Here is a 14,963-nt window from a genome sequence, read left to right as displayed (position 1 = left end):
CTGCCAGTGCTCAACAGGCACCTACGTCATGCAGCTCTGGGGCGTGGCTTTATTTGTTTTTCTATGTCCTTTCCCGCCTCTATCTCAGCGGCTCTCAGTTCATAGCTTTTCTGTAGATTCATCCATACCTCGGGTGTCGTACCCAGGTAGCGGGATAACCTCAGCGCAGTATCAGCAGTGATACCGCGAGTTCCATTCAGGATTGCACTTACTCTGTTGGCAGGTACATTGAGTGCTTCTGCCATTGCACGAGCAGACATTTCCAATTCTTCCATCTCCTCTCGGAGAATTTCTCCAGGGTGTACTGGACGCATGCCATTTCGACGATTCATCTTTTAATTCTCTTTTAACAATTCCTTAATGATAATCAACAACTTCGACATCCTCAGGGCCATCTGGTCCCCACCGAAAACAAAGACGCCATTGCTTGTTTATTCGAATGCTGTATTGCCCTTTCCGCTTACCGACAAGTGCCTCGATTCGATTGCTCCTAAGCTCTCGTAAATCCAGTAATTCTTCGACCTCGTTCAGGTAGGTCAATCTTCTTGCCAATTGGTCAACAAAGCTACGAAAGTCCTTTACATCCTCACCTTCAAAAAACCGCGCAGTCTTCTTGTCTTTGAAGCTTCTGATCATCAGATGTATTTACGCGATACGTTACGCATACCATACTGCTTCTAAATGAGACTGTCAAATGGGCGAAAATTCCTACGCCAATACGTAAAAGACGGGTTACGTGCAAAAGTTCGCTGCCACACCGAACATCAACAATAACCTGCAGTTGCAATTGAACTGCATTCTGGCGTAGCCAGGTTGCCGATCAATTGCAACTGTCAGGTTCATTGTCTAGTTAGGTTTTACATCTTCAACGCGCCTGTCAACTCTTGTTATTTGAAGGTGGTGTATCTTGACAAATATTGTCGCGCAGTAACGACTCCACGCACATGTTTTCAATTTGATCATCCAAATGCGATGTAGGGTCGCCAAGCCGATCCCATATCTTTAACTCATAGCCCAATTGTTGCCACCGCAGAATAGCTTTAGTAGAAAAATCTATTACCCAATTCGCACACATACGCTCATCAAGTGTTCCTGGTTTATTCCAAGGGCCAATATGTGTCCTGCCATCACCTGTATGTGCGACATGCGGCGCTCTCAGTTTGAAGTTCTCATAATCATTGGGCTCTATCCCAGCGGCGCTGGCTGCTAGGAATCGTTCTACAATCATTAACCGATCATGCTGTTTTTCGATCTCTTTCAGTAAGGGCTCATTTTCGGATCCAGCATACTTGGAACTCAAACCAAATTCGTCAAACGAAAACCTTGTTTCTTGTGGTCTGCTTACTCCTTCCAGTTTGTCAAATATGGTGTGTGAAGCAAGATCGAAAGCTGATGCTGCATACCCTGCGGCAGATTCATAGTTGGTAAATTCAAAGTGTTTTTTCGCGACAACTAAATGTTTACGAATTACAGGATTTTCAATAAAGCTTATCTTGCTCAATTCCTCAAAGTCTATTTCAAAGTAATCTGCATAGGCTTGCTTTAGAAATCTACTTGTCAGAACGCGCCAATCATTCATTGCAGTCCCATCGGGCTCGATTGCTTGGTGCTGTATTAGATTCCTGAAGGAGTTCAAATTCCGCATGTCTTGCCTATATGGCAATCTCTTCTGCTGTTTTTTTAGTTCACCGTGATTATCTATTTCTCCCATCATTGACTCAAAATCAATGTTCAGTTGTTTCTCACGGCGAACCTCAAACTCTAAGATTATCGTTCTAAGCGTAATTTCTACTGCAATATGGAGATTGTGAACAGCCACCATTTTGCTAACGGCGTCTTCATAATCTGCGTTTCTAGAGCCATTTTTATAGAACTCTTTTGCGAGCAGCAATTTTCGCTTAACAATTTCATCCATAATATTTACATGCCATCCTAAAGCGGGTGTTAGAAATCTAATCTAATTTAGCGTCAACTAATTCTTTGTAAGTAAAACCTAACAGCCGCGATAACCCGCGCTTGCGGCCAGCGCGCGTTCTGAGGTACTCATGGTTGCGTGCTGGCCGCAAGTGACGGCGTTCATCGCTCTGTTAGGTTTACCTTTTTTGAACGCCACGATATATTAATCACCTCTCACACTATCCATTACCCGCAACGAACATTAGACTGAAAATAACAAAAGCCCCAAATACGCACAAATCAAATAGTCTATAGATAATCGCTTTTTGTCAAATTAAACACAGGTAGTTTAAAACATATTTCTCTTTTTCTCTCATACTTTTTGTTTCGCCTCTTTCAAAATTTCTTGAAAGAAATTATATTCATTTCCAAATAATTGTTTTTCTTCTTTTACAATATGGCTAATTGCCTCTATACCTTCTCTACACGAATCGATTATCCATTGTTTTTCAATTGAGAGATAATCAGTATTAAAATGAATAAACTCGTTTCTATGTTTATTTAGATTTTCTATGCGCTCTCTATCAATAGAATTACATTTATCATTAAAATATTTGTCATATAGATCCATGAATACATTGAGCTGAGGGAATTTATCAGGTTGGTACATACCTCCGGTGGCTAGCTGCTTAGGCAACTCAACATTTTCCCATTTTTTCGCATGCGAATTCTTCCACGTGTCTGAAATATCAGCCTCCCTCAGAGCAACTGTAACTGCTCCTTGCAATGCGTTATGAATTGCAATTACTGCATACTGAATTATTAATTCATTTTCACTTGATCTTTCCATGCATGAGCAAAACTCTATTAGTCCAGTTTTTACTATTTTTACTCTATCGAATTCAATATTCATAATAATTTCTATGGTAAACCTAACAAGTATTCGGTGGATTCAGTTATGCACCGCATATCAACTGTGGTCCCTATTCAATATCACTTCACGCCAGGCCACCGAATCCAGCTCGGTTCAGGCATTACAAGCCCAGTATGGATGACTCGTGTATGTACGCAATAGTAAAGAGTCTGATATTGAAAGCAACTTGCCATTTCAATATCAGCCCCTTCAGCTACACTCCACCAGTTTCAACAACAACGCTCCCACTCTGCCGCTGAACCAACGGAAACGTCTTCAACTGCTCCGCATCCAACGACTTATCCATCAAATAATCCGGCGTAACAAAATAAGTATAAGTAGTACCCAGCTCTAAATCGCTATCTATATAAGTAAAAGCCCCCGCACCAGCACGCCCCACCGGCACTCCGTCACGCCAAACAAGGTAGGTAAGATAAAAGGGTGGCCTCACTGTCCCATTAAACGTCAGTTCCACCAGTCGTGGCGCAATTAAAGCCGCTGTCAGGTTTTCGATCTTCTCGAAGGCAGGCACCAGGCGGCGTGTCGTACTCAGCACTTCGTCATTATTCGATAATACCGTCACTTCCACCACAGCTTCTTCGCCATCAGTCGCATCGTCTACCGTGGCACTATCCAGTGCTATATCAAACTCACCAGCAAAGACATCATTAATGCTGATCTGATATCGATCAGCAGCGCTTGATTCAACGGACGGTAAGTTGATGAGGAACTGTGTTGGCAGACGGCGGACGACGGGGCTGTCAATCGACGTTATATCGCGACTGTAGCCTGTGTAGGCGTTGTTAACGTCAAGAATTACATCATCAAAACCATCATCGTTGATGTCAGCCAGTGTCGGCTCCAGCTCTCCTGATATGACAACGCCGCGCTGACCATCAAGTTCATCCACTGACACATAGGGTCGGCGTTTGTCAGTCATACCAAATATCAGATAGTGAATGTCAGTAGTATTGCCGGGTCCGCTCAGAATAATATCCATCGCACCATCCCCGTCCACATCGCCGCTGGCAACAAAACGTGCAACAGCTGCCGGAAAGCAATTGCCGCTGTTCTGGCCAACAATGCGTGTTACATCACTGGCAGGGGCGTCCGTGAATCTATTGCGTTTGACTATGCCCTCACTGCTACCGTAGATAACGGCTGTATAGCTGGCAAATCCGCAGTTGCCTGAACCAAAGCGGGAGATATACATATCATCATAGCCGTCATTGTCAAAATCACCAATCGGGCTCATGGAGCAGGAATAAGCTGGGCCGCATCCAGGAAATACTGCGATGTCGCTTAGTTCAGAAACCTCTTCAACCTCAAAGTCCAGGTCCGTCTTGCCGTAGATGAAGCCACCACTCACCTCGCTGGGTGCGGTAATCAGCAGATCCATTATTCCGTCACCATTGATATCGCCTGCGGTGGAGAAAGAACCCAGGTTGGGAAGGCGCACCAGAATTTGCGCCTCTGGCAAGCTGTCGGTATTCAAACGTGCCGGGAAGCTGGATGCACCTGCCAGCAAGCTGGTTCGGGCGAATGTGAAAAAGCCGCTGCCTCTGACGCGCAAATCATCAAAGCCGTCATTATTGACATCACCCATGCCCAGCACAGGCATGCCCACGTCTTCAATCAGAAAGCCGTGAGTCAGCGTGACGTCAAGCTCGGCATCGGGGCTGGTGTCCAGGGGCAGGTCAGGGTAGCTGCCTTGCGCATCGGCAAACAGAATAACTGCGGTGTTATTGAATGCCTCCAATCCCGGCAGAAAGACAGACAGGTCTTCCAGCCCGTCGCCATTGACATCACCCACCAGAATCGCACCCTCAGGTAGCGGGCTGCCCGACTCATCCGGCACCTGAGCGTTTGCATCGGCAAGGCTCAACTGTGCAGGGTAGGTGCCTTCGGGCACTTCACCTGGATTTACAGGCGGCGTTATGGGCGGTGTGTCGCCACCTGCCACTTCAATGTTCTCGTAGCGGACACCTGTGGTCAGGTTAATCACCCGGTAGTTGCCATCAGCCACTTCACAGGAGCGTCCGCCTTCGCAAACCGACTGATAATTCTCAGTGCCTTGTACCTGGTACCAACCATCGTCAGCCCAGCTGATGGTATTGCCATTCACGGTGGGCGCTGTACCTGTGGTAGGCGGAGTTTGCTCGCCAACTTCTACCGCCTCATAACGTGTGCCGTTACTGTGATTGATGACGTTATAAGTGCCCGGCTCAAGCTGGCATTCACTCAGGCCATTGCATAATGATTCGTAGGTCGATGCGTTTTGAACCTGAAACCACTGGTCCACGGGAAAGACAAGGGTGGTGCCAACTATCTGAAAACCTTTTTCATTACCGGGCAGCTTTGGCACTTGAATGCCTTCAAAACGTTGACCAGTGGTGTGATTGATGACGATATATTCGCCATCTTCAACTTCGCAGTTTGCGCCTGCTTCACAGATGCTTTGGTAGTTGCTGGCATTCTGTACCTGATAGTATCCATCGTCAGGCCAGCTGATGATATTACCCGTCACCACAGGTTCCGCAATGGCGACAGAATTAGCCAGAGGTAACGCAATAAAGAGCAATAGGCACTTATTCATTATTTCCATCCTGTATTGACGTAGCTTTTTCAGATTATCAGAACGCTAGCCTGTCGCCATCAGAGAATGTTTGATATCAAGGCTATTGGGTACAATTACCGACGGCTCCACCGGTGCGCAGCACAAGCAGGCTGACCACGATCCCTAACACCTCCCGACCCACCCTTCCGCTCATGCCAAACTCTCGCCCCTCAGAACCGACGCTGCTGTTTACTCTGCGTGCGGTGTGGACCCTGTTGTTCGGTATCGGCCTGCTCATGGTGGCTAACGGCTTGCAGGGCAGTCTTTTAGGTATACGGGCAGAGGCTGAAGGGTTTGCACCGGCTTCCATCGGGCTGATCATGTCAGGCTTTTTTGTCGGCCTGCTGGCAGGTTCGCTGTGGACGCCTAGTGCGGTTCGTCTGGTGGGTCATGTGCGTGTGTTTGCCGCCATGTCAGCCATTGCTTCTGTCTCCATACTGCTGCATGCCCTGTTTGTCGATGAGCTGAGCTGGTGGGTTATTCGCTGTGTGACCGGCTTTTGTTACGCCGGTATTCTGGTGGTTGCCGAGAGCTGGTTGAACGATCGTGCCCCCGAAGAGACACGCGGCCAGATACTGGCCCTGTATATGGCGGTCTCCTTTGGCGGTGTGGCGGCCAGTCAGATGCTACTGACTCTGGCCAGCAGTGAAGAGGCCACGCTGTACATGCTGGTCTCTATCCTCATCTCATTGGCGGTGGTGCCCTTGTTGTTACGCTCCACGCCATTGCCTGATATCGAGTCGGGCACCCCCATTTCAATGAAAGAGCTGGTCAGTGCTTCGCCATTGGGTGTGTTCGGCATGTTTATCGCCGGGCTGGCCAACGGTACGGTGTTCGGTATGGGGGCGGTCTACGCGCGTAGTGCCGGATTCTCGGTGCCTGATACTGCTTTGTTCATGGCGTTGCTGACGATTGGGGCTGCGGTCTTGCAATGGCCTATCGGAAAATTGTCCGATCGTTTTGATAGACGTATCATCATGGCGATCGTCGCTGCTCTGGCCGTTGCGGCCTGCCTGGCAGCGACTGGCATCAGCGCCATAGGCTCACTCTATTCGATTGTGCTGATCATCTTGACGGGCGGAGTGGTGTTATCCATCCATACGCTGTCACTGGCTTATACCAACAGTTATCTGAAGCCTGAACAGATGGTCGGGGCCAGTAGTAGCCTGGTATTGATCCTGGGGGCAGGTTCGGTTATCGGCCCTATCGTGTCGGGTGCGGCCATTTCCTTCTTCGGGCCGCCGGGCTTTTTTATCTGGCTGGCCAGCTGCCATGCCTCATTCGTTACCTTCGCCATCTGGCGCATGCGTCAGCGCGCAGCACTTCCCAGTGATGAGCAAGCGCTGTTTGTACCTACCCCGTTTCAGGGCGCTGAGTTGTCCACAGCTTATCCAGAAGAGAGCGTCAATCCTCACGATTGATAGAGGGATTGGCCGGCGGTGCAGGAGGGCAAATAGAGTGGGTAACTTTCGCTACGTTAAGTCGGCTAAGGGCCTGTGCATAAATAACTATTCAATTACACAGAGTTGCATTATTCCCGTGGTTTTATCGTGTAGTTCCACTCGCCATGGAATTTGTGGGGGTGCAGGTTGATTGACTCCATTTCTTCGTCCGTTACCTTGCGCCCTTTCTCGTAGGTGTTTGTGTCAAGCTCACAGCGTACTTCTAGTCCTTGTTCTGTCTTCGTCGCTCCGATCAGCTCGATTACCGTGCGATAATCGTACAACGGCTTGCCGCGCCAGTTCATGGTGATAAAGCTGAAGAGTCGGTGCTCGATTCGATTCCATTTGCTCGTGCCCGGCGGAAAGTGGCTGACGCTGATTGATCGACCCAGCTCGTCACTGAGCCCCTGAAGTTCAAGCTTCCAGAGCCGGCTGCGGTAACCGTTACTGCCCCCGCAGTCGGCGGTGATAAAAATCTCGCGCGCCGATCCGTAACGTGCCTTGCCGGATGTCTGCCACCAGCGGCGGATGCTTTGCACCGCAAACTCGGCCGTGTCCGCACTGATCCCGACGTTCACCCAGGCGTCGTTGTCCGCGATGTCGTAAACGCCGTACGGAGCCACCCTGCCAAGCTCACCCTTGAAATCGTGGGTCTTGACCTTCTCCGGCTCACCTTTGGGGCGATATTCTTGGCCGCCGTTCTTGAAGGCTCCGACAAGCTCCTTCTTTTTCGTGTCTACCGACAGCGCAGGCTGTGCAGCCTTTATGTGTCGCTTGCTCTGTTTGGCGATATATAGAAATTGCGCGTTACGGTCTGGATGCTGAGCTCCTTCGATCGTTTTTGCGTTGCCTTGCAAAGAGTAGCCCAACTGTTTGAGCAGCGTCGACACGCTCCGGAAACTCACTGAATGCCCTGCCGCGCCAAGCTCGTTTGCGAGCACCCGCACGCTCTTGGTCGTCCAACGCAGCGGCGACTGTGGATCGCCGCGTGTGCCCGGCTCCACAAGCGACTCCAGAGCACCGAGCAGTTCGGGGTCTTCGGCAAGTTTCGAGGGGCGTCCGGCACCCGGACGACGAACTCGACGCGGAGACTCAATCGCGCCGCCGTTGCGCTCCATCAGCTCGGCGATGCCGCTACGTATAGTAGGCATCGATAGGGCACTTGCTTCGTGAACGATCGTGATGCCGCCGTGACCCAATGCCATCGCCTCGGTGGCAGCCCATTCGCGCCGGCCTCGTTCGTCGAGTGAGGGAAGGATTTGCGAATATTTCAAACCAATTTTATCTACGAGACGCTTGCGCGACAATTCTTCTCTGCTCATGTGCTGAGCGTAGCAGATATTCTTATAATTTGAATATTAATATTTGCACAGACCCTTAGTCGTCTTCGGGTAGGTGATATTTTCCATGCTGAAGCCGGCGATGAGCATGTAGCACATCCAGTTGGAATAGCTCGAATTCTAGTTGTAGAGCGAGAAGGTAGTGTGTAACAGAATTTGATAGTCGCATCACGGTGTGGAAGGGCAGCTAATGGCCGAGGGACTATCAATGATGCTCGAAACGTCAATCAACGGGAATTTATGATAGATCGTCTGGATTGTGCCCAATGCTGCCTGTCGAGCAATTGCAAATTCCGCGTTGTTGCTGACCATTCGATCGGCGGATCTTCCAAGCAATTCTGCGAGCGCCCCTTCCGGACGGCACTGCCACTTGGCCCTGATACTTTGAACGCCGAATCTGCGGGTACAGATTCGGCGACCACTAATTACTGCGCCCGTCGCAACATGCCGTGCAAATCACGTGGGTCATCAGGATCGGCCACCATATCAAGCTCGGTGAAAAAACCGGTCCGGCTCAACTGGTCACGCACATAGCGCAAGGCCGAGAAGTCTTCAATGGCAAAGCCGACGCTGTCGAACAGGGTGATCTGTCCTTCGCTGCTACGGCCTTTTGCAGTACCGCTGACAACTTCCCACAATTCGGTTACCTGATGATCGTCGGCGAGTTGCTGTATTTCACCTTCGATGCGAGTCTGTTCCGGGTATTCAACGAAGATGTCAGAGCGCAGCAGTATGTCGCGATGCAGTTCGGTTTTGCCGGGGCAATCTCCACCGATGGCGTTGATATGCACACCCGGGCCGACCATATTATCGGTCAGGATAGTGGCGTACTGTTTGTCCGCAGTGCAGGTGGTGATTATCTCGGCACCTTCAATCGCTTCATGCGGTGTGCTGCATTTGATGACCTTCAAGCCTGAGTCGGCAAGATTGCGTGCCGCTTTCTCAGTGGCCTGTGGATCGATGTCATAAATCTGGACGGTGTCGATACCCAGTACCGCCTGGAAGGCCAGTGCCTGAAATTCGCACTGGGCACCGTTACCGATCATGGCCATGGTACGTGCGCCTTTGGGCGCAAGGTATTTGGCGGCCATTGCCGATGTAGCAGCGGTGCGCAAAGCGGTGAGAATCGTCATTTCCGAAAACAGCACGGGATAGCCGTTATCCACTCTGGCCAGTACGCCGAAAGCGGTGACGGTCTGAAAGCCTTCGCTCATGTTCTTGGGATGACCGTTCACGTATTTGAAGCCATAGACCTCACCATCGCTGGTCGGCATCAGTTCAATCACGCCTTCCTTGGAATGCGAGGCGACACGCGGTGTCTTGTCGAACAGTTCCCAGCGACGAAAGTCATGCTCGATATAACCGACCATTTCTTTGAGTACTTCGTTCAGACCAATGCTGTGGACGATCTTCATCATGTTGTCGACGCTGACAAACGGGACGAAGGCGAGTGCGGAAGGTGTAGGTGACATGCTCAGAAACTCCAGGTTTTGCGGTCCATGACGCGACGTCCGAACAGACTCGCGGTCAGATCGACCATTAATCGCGCCGTGCGGCCACGATCATCAAGAAAAGGGTTGAGTTCGACCAGATCCAGAGAGCTGAGCAAACCACTGTCGTGCAGCATTTCCATCACCAGATGGGCTTCGCGAAAAGTCGCTCCACCGGGCACTGTGGTGCCGACCGCAGGTGCAATCTCAGGCTCGATAAAATCCACATCAAGGCTGACATGCAGCAAGCCATTAGCCGCCTCGACGCGTTTGAGGAAGGCGCTTATCAGTGTGCTCACGCCGTTCTCATCAATGGCGCGCATGTCACACACCTCAACGCCCTGGCTGACCACCAGTTCCCGTTCGCGCTTGTCCACCGAACGCAGGCCGAAGATGCAGACATTGCGCGGATCGACGCAGGTGCTCAGCGACTCGCCCAGCAGGGATTCAAAGCCAGGCTGACCACAGGCGAACGCCAGCGGCGTGCCGTGCAGATTGCCACTCTCGGTGGTGGCAAAGGTGTTGAAGTCGGCATGTGCGTCAAGCCAGAGTACGAAGAGCGGTCGACCAGCCTCTTGTGCAGCTTTTGCCGTGCCGGCAACCGAACCCAGAGACAGGCTGTGGTCCCCGCCCAGATAGACGGGAACGGTATTCTCGTTCGCCAGCTCGTAGGCACGCTGATAGAGGCTGCGGGTCCAGCCAGCGACCTCTGGCAGATTTTTCAGGTGGCTGTGAGAGCTCTTGGCATCGGTGGCTTTTTCTGGGGTGAGATCACCCAGATCATTCACCTCTATACCCAGTTCCTGCAACTCTTCAATAATGCCAGCGGTACGAAAAGAGGCAGGGCCCATGGTGCAGCCTCGACGCCCGGCGCCTTCTTCTACCGGCACTCCAAGCAGCGAGATATGTGTGTGTTTTGTTGCGGGCACTGTCGTTTACTCCAATTCATTGAACGACTCATTTTGAGGCGCAGCAATGGCAGAGTAAATCGCACTAACGAACAGATTGAGCAATAGATTTACCAGATTGGAAAGCTTATTCTTCCAATCTGGTAGAAAACGACCAGTATTTACAAGGCCTGGACGAATGAGCGCGCTACATGATCAAGCGCGGTGGCGGGCTAACTCAGGTCACGTAAACGTCGTCGTACGTTCTCCGGGTACTTTTCACGCAATTCCAGCCAGCGTTCACGCTGCAGTTCCATGTCTGATTGCCGGTTAATAAGCTGCCAATGCTGTGAAACATTAGCCAGCGCTTCTGCAGGCTCTACCTGTCCGGCCATGGCACGATCCAGCCAGTTGCCCAGGGTCTGGTAATACTGCCCCTGATTCGCCAAATACAAGTCCGGTATGGCCGATTCCAGACTTTGTCTGTGTACGTCGAGAAAAGGCTTCGAATATGCTTTCTGAATCTCCTCATCATCGTAGTGCGTCGGTCGAATGGGATCGAAGAAGCCGCCAACCTGGCGTACCGCCAGCGTCGACATATGCGGTGAGGAGGCGTACAGCGCAAACAGGTAGGCCAGTTCTGCCTGCTGGCTGTTGGCGGTCACCACATAATTCCAGCCCCAGTTGAAATAAGGGGTTAGCAGCAGTTCATCGTCAACCAGGCCTCCGGGCGTCGGGCCGTACTCCAGTCGACCTTGCATGGCAGACTTGCTACTGTTGAAATACTTCTGCGAACCGCCCCAGCCGATGTTGCAATACACATCGCCACGACTGAATCGTTTCCAGTTGTCGACCAGTCCGAGCGAGCGGGATTCGGGCACCTGATGACTGGTTGCCCGGATCATCGCTTCCAGCGCTTCGACGCCGGCATCGCAATCGATCTGTGGCTCAAGTGTCGCTGATAGCGGCCAGTAACCCTTGGCATGGAATCGAACCCACCATTCCCAGGCCAGATAGCCCGGATTTCGGAATAACACACCGCCATACAGACCCTTGTCGGGTCGATGAAACCAGGCCATTTGCTGGTCCAGTGTCTCCCAAGTGTCGGGAATGGCGAGTGCTTCGCCAAACTGGTCCTCGTAACGCTTCTGCTCGTCCGGGTCGTTCAGCAAGCCCTTGTGGTAGAACATCAGGTAGGCGTCGCCATCGGCCTGAAAGCCATATAGTTCACCATCAAAGCTGTCGCCGGTGCTGAACAATACATCCTTGCGAAAGTCAGCTGGCTCGTAGCGCGCGGCAAAGTCATCAAGCGGCAGGATGGCGCCTGATGAGGCCAGATCCGGCAGTCCGAAGGTGGCTGGCAGGGCCAGATCGTAAGTGCCATCGCCACTCATGCTGTCCAGAGTGAGCTGTGTATTGATGTCGTCTACCGGCGACTCAATGATCTCCACTTCAATCCCGCTGGCTTTTCGAAAGGCTGCAATGACCGGAATGAGGTTCTCACCGCTGCCGGCCGGTATCAGCATCCGCAACTTGACCTGTTGCTCGCCTGCCAGCTTGCGTGCCTGCTTGGCAACCAGGGTGTGTAACTCATCGGCGCTGTCAGCCAGTACCGATTGCGGCAGGCACCAGCTAAGCAGGCCGCCCGTTCCGCCTTGTAATAATTGGCGCCGACGGCGATCGAATGGGGTGAGAGTGTTCAACAGGAGATAACTCCGACGATAACAAGTTGGTAGTAACCAGTGTGAGCTGCAACTTTTATGCAATTCGGCCGATAGTCTTGGAATGCTAAAGTTAAGCCAACTGATGTCCATGTCAGGCCAGATCGTGTTTCGATTGCGTCTGGTCTTCCTGTGCATTCTGCTGGCACTGGCCCTGGCCGGTGCGTTAGGTGGCTACCAGCTCAGTTATCTGGTGAACTCGCAGGAAAATGCCATCCAGCGGGCTGTGCCATCGCTGGTGACTGCTCATGAGCTGCAGAGCGAGCTGGCGAGCGTGCTGGAGCTCAAGGAGCGGCTTCGTCAAACTGAATCTGTAGCGGTACTGACCAGGCTTGATAACCGTATTCAGCTGTTGCTTCAAAGTCTGCGGAGTCGAGTCAATCAAGGCGTGACGGCCTCGACGCCGGAGCCCAACTCGCCATTGAGCACTATTGGTGCCGGCCTGAGTGTTCTTGATCAATTACTGACGGACAGTGTGCCATTGCGGGCCAAGCTGATTGGAGGGCACACGAGGTTGCGTGAGCAACGGCAGATGCTGGTCGATCTACGCACCCAGTTCGAATATCGTATTGAACCCCGAGTGATCGAGGCGGCCTTCGTGTTGAGCGAAGCACTCGATAATCCAGAGCCCCTGTCAGTAACAGTCCGAGATTCGATCAAGGCGCAGGTGGTTGCACAGAAAAGCCTGTCGGAACTGTCGTTTCGAGTCATGGCTGTGATCGATCTGGCTGAACAGATGTCATTTCAGGTCGGTTCCAGCGTGTCGGCAGAGGGGGCTGCGGATCTGCAGTTCAGGCTGCGTAACGTGGCACAGATTCTAGCCTCTCTAGAGAACGACCCGTTCCGTCGCCAACTGGCGCTGGTGTTGCGCCAGTTGCACGATCTTATACAGGGAAAGGAGGGGCTTATCGCCCAGCTCGACGAGCTTCAGAGTGTCGAGTCGTCTCTGGATACTTTGCTGGCCAATCAAAGTGCTGTCGTCAAAAGTGTTTCATTGAATGTTGACAAGCTGGTAATCGCGGCAAACTCTGATATCGATGCTTCGTCGCGGGCCTTCAGTGATGCCCTGAGTCAGACATTGACGCTATTGCTGATTGCCAGTCTGTTGATAACCGTGATCATTGTGTGGGTCAGTTATCAGGTGGTGGAGCGCCAGATTGGACGTCGAATGACAAAACTGACGTCAGCCGTTCTGGACATCGCTGGTGGCGATACGCAGCGAGTGGTTGCTATCGAGGGAAATGATGAGATTGGCAAGATGGCCAGTTCACTGGAAGTGTTCAAGGACAATGCTTGCAGGTTGCGTGAGACCAGTGCCGAGATGGAGCAATTTGTCTATGCCGCCGCGCATGATCTTCGCTCGCCGTTGCGGGTCATTGAAAGCCTGGCTCAGTGGACCATCGAAGATGGTGAAGATCTGCCGGAGGATTGTCTGGAGAATCTGCATAAGATCTTGCAGCGTGCTCAGCGATTGTCGGCTCTGCAGAGTGATTTGCTGGATTACTCGCGCGCCGGACAGGTCAAAGAGAGCCTTGAGATGCTGGACCTGTCCGCCATGGTGAGCGAGCTGGCTGAGTTGATTGATCCCGAAGGCTGTTTCTCGATTCAGATGGTTGGCGACATGCCTGGCGTGACTACATACGCAACACCGCTAAGACAGGTTGTACTCAATTTACTAACCAATGCGATAAAACATCACGATAAAGACCATGGCAAGATTGAAGTTCGGGTGCAGTTGTCCGGCGAGCGTATGAATCTGTCGGTGCAGGATGACGGTGCGGGTATCGAGCCTTGTTTTCAAGCGCAGATCTTCGAGTTGTTCAACACCTTGAAGTCAAAGGATGAAGTGGAAGGTAGCGGGCTTGGTCTGGCTTTGATACTCAAGTTGGTAACCCGTTACGGTGGAAAGGTGCAGGTGGAGTCAGATCCGGATGCGGCCCGTGGTGCAACCTTTGCATTTGATTGGCCAGTGCAGAGTATTTTGCAGCGTAAACCGGGCGGTGCTGGCAAGCAGGCTGCTCAGCTCGAAGATGGCCCGCGGATACCGTTCGCGAATTCCGAACTGGCAAATCCACCATTAAATGGACTGCCTGCCGATAAAACAAGCGACGAAGACAAAGATGTCTCCTGGAGAGAAGCTTCATGATTAGTGTTGCAGACCCATACAAGCCCGTGCATTTCCTGGTGGTCGACGATGATGAAATATGCATCATGGCCATCAAGCGTGCCATGAAAAAGCTTGGCATCGCGAATCCAATGAGTAGTGCCAACAACGGTATCGAGGCATTGGAAATCCTGAATGGGGCGCTTGATCCGGATGCACCGCTGCCGCGTTATGTCTTGTTGCTGGATTTGAGCATGCCGAAAATGGGTGGGCTGGAACTGCTCGAGAAACTACGTGCCGACCCTCTACTGAAAAAGCTGGTTGTTTTCGTACTGACCACATCCGATGCGCCCAAGGATATTACCGCGGCCTATGAGAAGAATATTGCCGGCTATATCGTGAAGGACAATTTGAGCGAAACCATCAGCAAAGCGCTATCCATGCTTGACGGCTATTCGAGGCTGGTCGTATTGCCAAGTTGATTGCTGAGTCCGAAAAGGGGTTGAAGTGCCATCGTTCTGTGAGGGTCGTCTGATTTTAGTGATTCTGTCTG

12 protein-coding genes are annotated in these 14,963 nt (G+C 51.6%); 3 read left to right on the top strand and 9 right to left on the bottom strand.

Annotated features, from left to right (window positions below):
- Positions 1 to 26: 26 nt before the first annotated feature.
- The 5 genes from IMCC3135_RS33125 to IMCC3135_RS33105 all read right to left on the bottom strand — a co-directional run bounded on the left by IMCC3135_RS33125 (position 27) and on the right by IMCC3135_RS33105 (position 5,405).
- On the bottom strand, positions 27 to 332 hold the full coding sequence (locus IMCC3135_RS33125) for a HigA family addiction module antitoxin (protein WP_088921492.1): 306 nt from the start codon (positions 330 to 332) through the stop codon (positions 27 to 29).
- 25 nt (positions 333 to 357) lie between these two features.
- Entirely contained in the window at positions 358 to 636 is a 279-nt protein-coding gene (locus IMCC3135_RS33120; protein ID WP_088921491.1) for a type II toxin-antitoxin system RelE/ParE family toxin, read from the bottom strand.
- Between the two features lie 241 nt (positions 637 to 877).
- Entirely contained in the window at positions 878 to 1,915 is a 1,038-nt protein-coding gene (locus IMCC3135_RS33115; RefSeq protein WP_088921490.1) for a hypothetical protein, read from the bottom strand.
- 354 nt (positions 1,916 to 2,269) lie between these two features.
- On the bottom strand, positions 2,270 to 2,809 hold the full coding sequence (locus tag IMCC3135_RS33110; protein WP_088921489.1) for a hypothetical protein: 540 nt from the start codon (positions 2,807 to 2,809) through the stop codon (positions 2,270 to 2,272).
- 214 nt (positions 2,810 to 3,023) lie between these two features.
- Complete coding sequence (locus IMCC3135_RS33105) at positions 3,024 to 5,405, bottom strand: FG-GAP repeat protein (RefSeq protein ID WP_169727561.1); 2,382 nt, start codon at positions 5,403 to 5,405, stop codon at positions 3,024 to 3,026.
- 173 nt (positions 5,406 to 5,578) lie between these two features.
- Here IMCC3135_RS33105 and IMCC3135_RS33100 point away from each other — a divergent pair, with 173 nt between their 5' ends.
- Positions 5,579 to 6,847, top strand: coding sequence for an MFS transporter (locus IMCC3135_RS33100; protein WP_088921487.1), 1,269 nt, complete (start codon positions 5,579 to 5,581; stop codon positions 6,845 to 6,847).
- Positions 6,848 to 6,957: 110 nt separating this feature from the next.
- On the opposite strand, the gene IMCC3135_RS33095 is transcribed toward IMCC3135_RS33100, so the two are convergent.
- The 4 genes from IMCC3135_RS33095 to IMCC3135_RS33075 all read right to left on the bottom strand — a co-directional run bounded on the left by IMCC3135_RS33095 (position 6,958) and on the right by IMCC3135_RS33075 (position 12,288).
- Complete coding sequence (locus tag IMCC3135_RS33095; protein WP_088921486.1) at positions 6,958 to 8,190, bottom strand: ISAzo13 family transposase; 1,233 nt, start codon at positions 8,188 to 8,190, stop codon at positions 6,958 to 6,960.
- A gap of 443 nt (positions 8,191 to 8,633) precedes the next feature.
- Positions 8,634 to 9,680 (bottom strand): ornithine cyclodeaminase, encoded by a 1,047-nt coding sequence (locus IMCC3135_RS33085; protein WP_088921485.1) that lies wholly within the window; start codon positions 9,678 to 9,680, stop codon positions 8,634 to 8,636.
- A 2-nt stretch (positions 9,681 to 9,682) separates the two neighbouring features.
- Positions 9,683 to 10,627 (bottom strand): arginase, encoded by a 945-nt coding sequence (rocF, locus tag IMCC3135_RS33080; RefSeq protein ID WP_088921484.1) that lies wholly within the window; start codon positions 10,625 to 10,627, stop codon positions 9,683 to 9,685.
- Between the two features lie 191 nt (positions 10,628 to 10,818).
- A complete protein-coding gene (locus IMCC3135_RS33075) occupies positions 10,819 to 12,288 on the bottom strand; it encodes an extracellular solute-binding protein (protein WP_205737828.1) in 1,470 nt (489 codons plus the stop codon).
- Between the two features lie 82 nt (positions 12,289 to 12,370).
- Between IMCC3135_RS33075 and IMCC3135_RS33070 the strand changes: the two genes are divergently transcribed.
- Positions 12,371 to 14,452 (top strand): sensor histidine kinase, encoded by a 2,082-nt coding sequence (locus IMCC3135_RS33070; RefSeq protein ID WP_088921483.1) that lies wholly within the window; start codon positions 12,371 to 12,373, stop codon positions 14,450 to 14,452.
- Positions 14,449 to 14,892 carry a response regulator gene (locus IMCC3135_RS33065; protein ID WP_088921482.1) on the top strand — a complete coding sequence of 148 codons (444 nt, stop codon included), beginning with the start codon at positions 14,449 to 14,451 and terminating at the stop codon, positions 14,890 to 14,892. Before IMCC3135_RS33070 ends, IMCC3135_RS33065 begins: the two co-directional genes overlap by 4 nt.
- Positions 14,893 to 14,963: the final 71 nt, after the last annotated feature.

Source organism: Granulosicoccus antarcticus IMCC3135 (assembly GCF_002215215.1).
GTDB classification, from domain to species: Bacteria; Pseudomonadota; Gammaproteobacteria; order Granulosicoccales; family Granulosicoccaceae; genus Granulosicoccus; species Granulosicoccus antarcticus.
The sequence above is the reverse complement of the archived record's forward strand: the minus strand, read 5'-3'. Positions and strand labels throughout refer to the sequence as shown.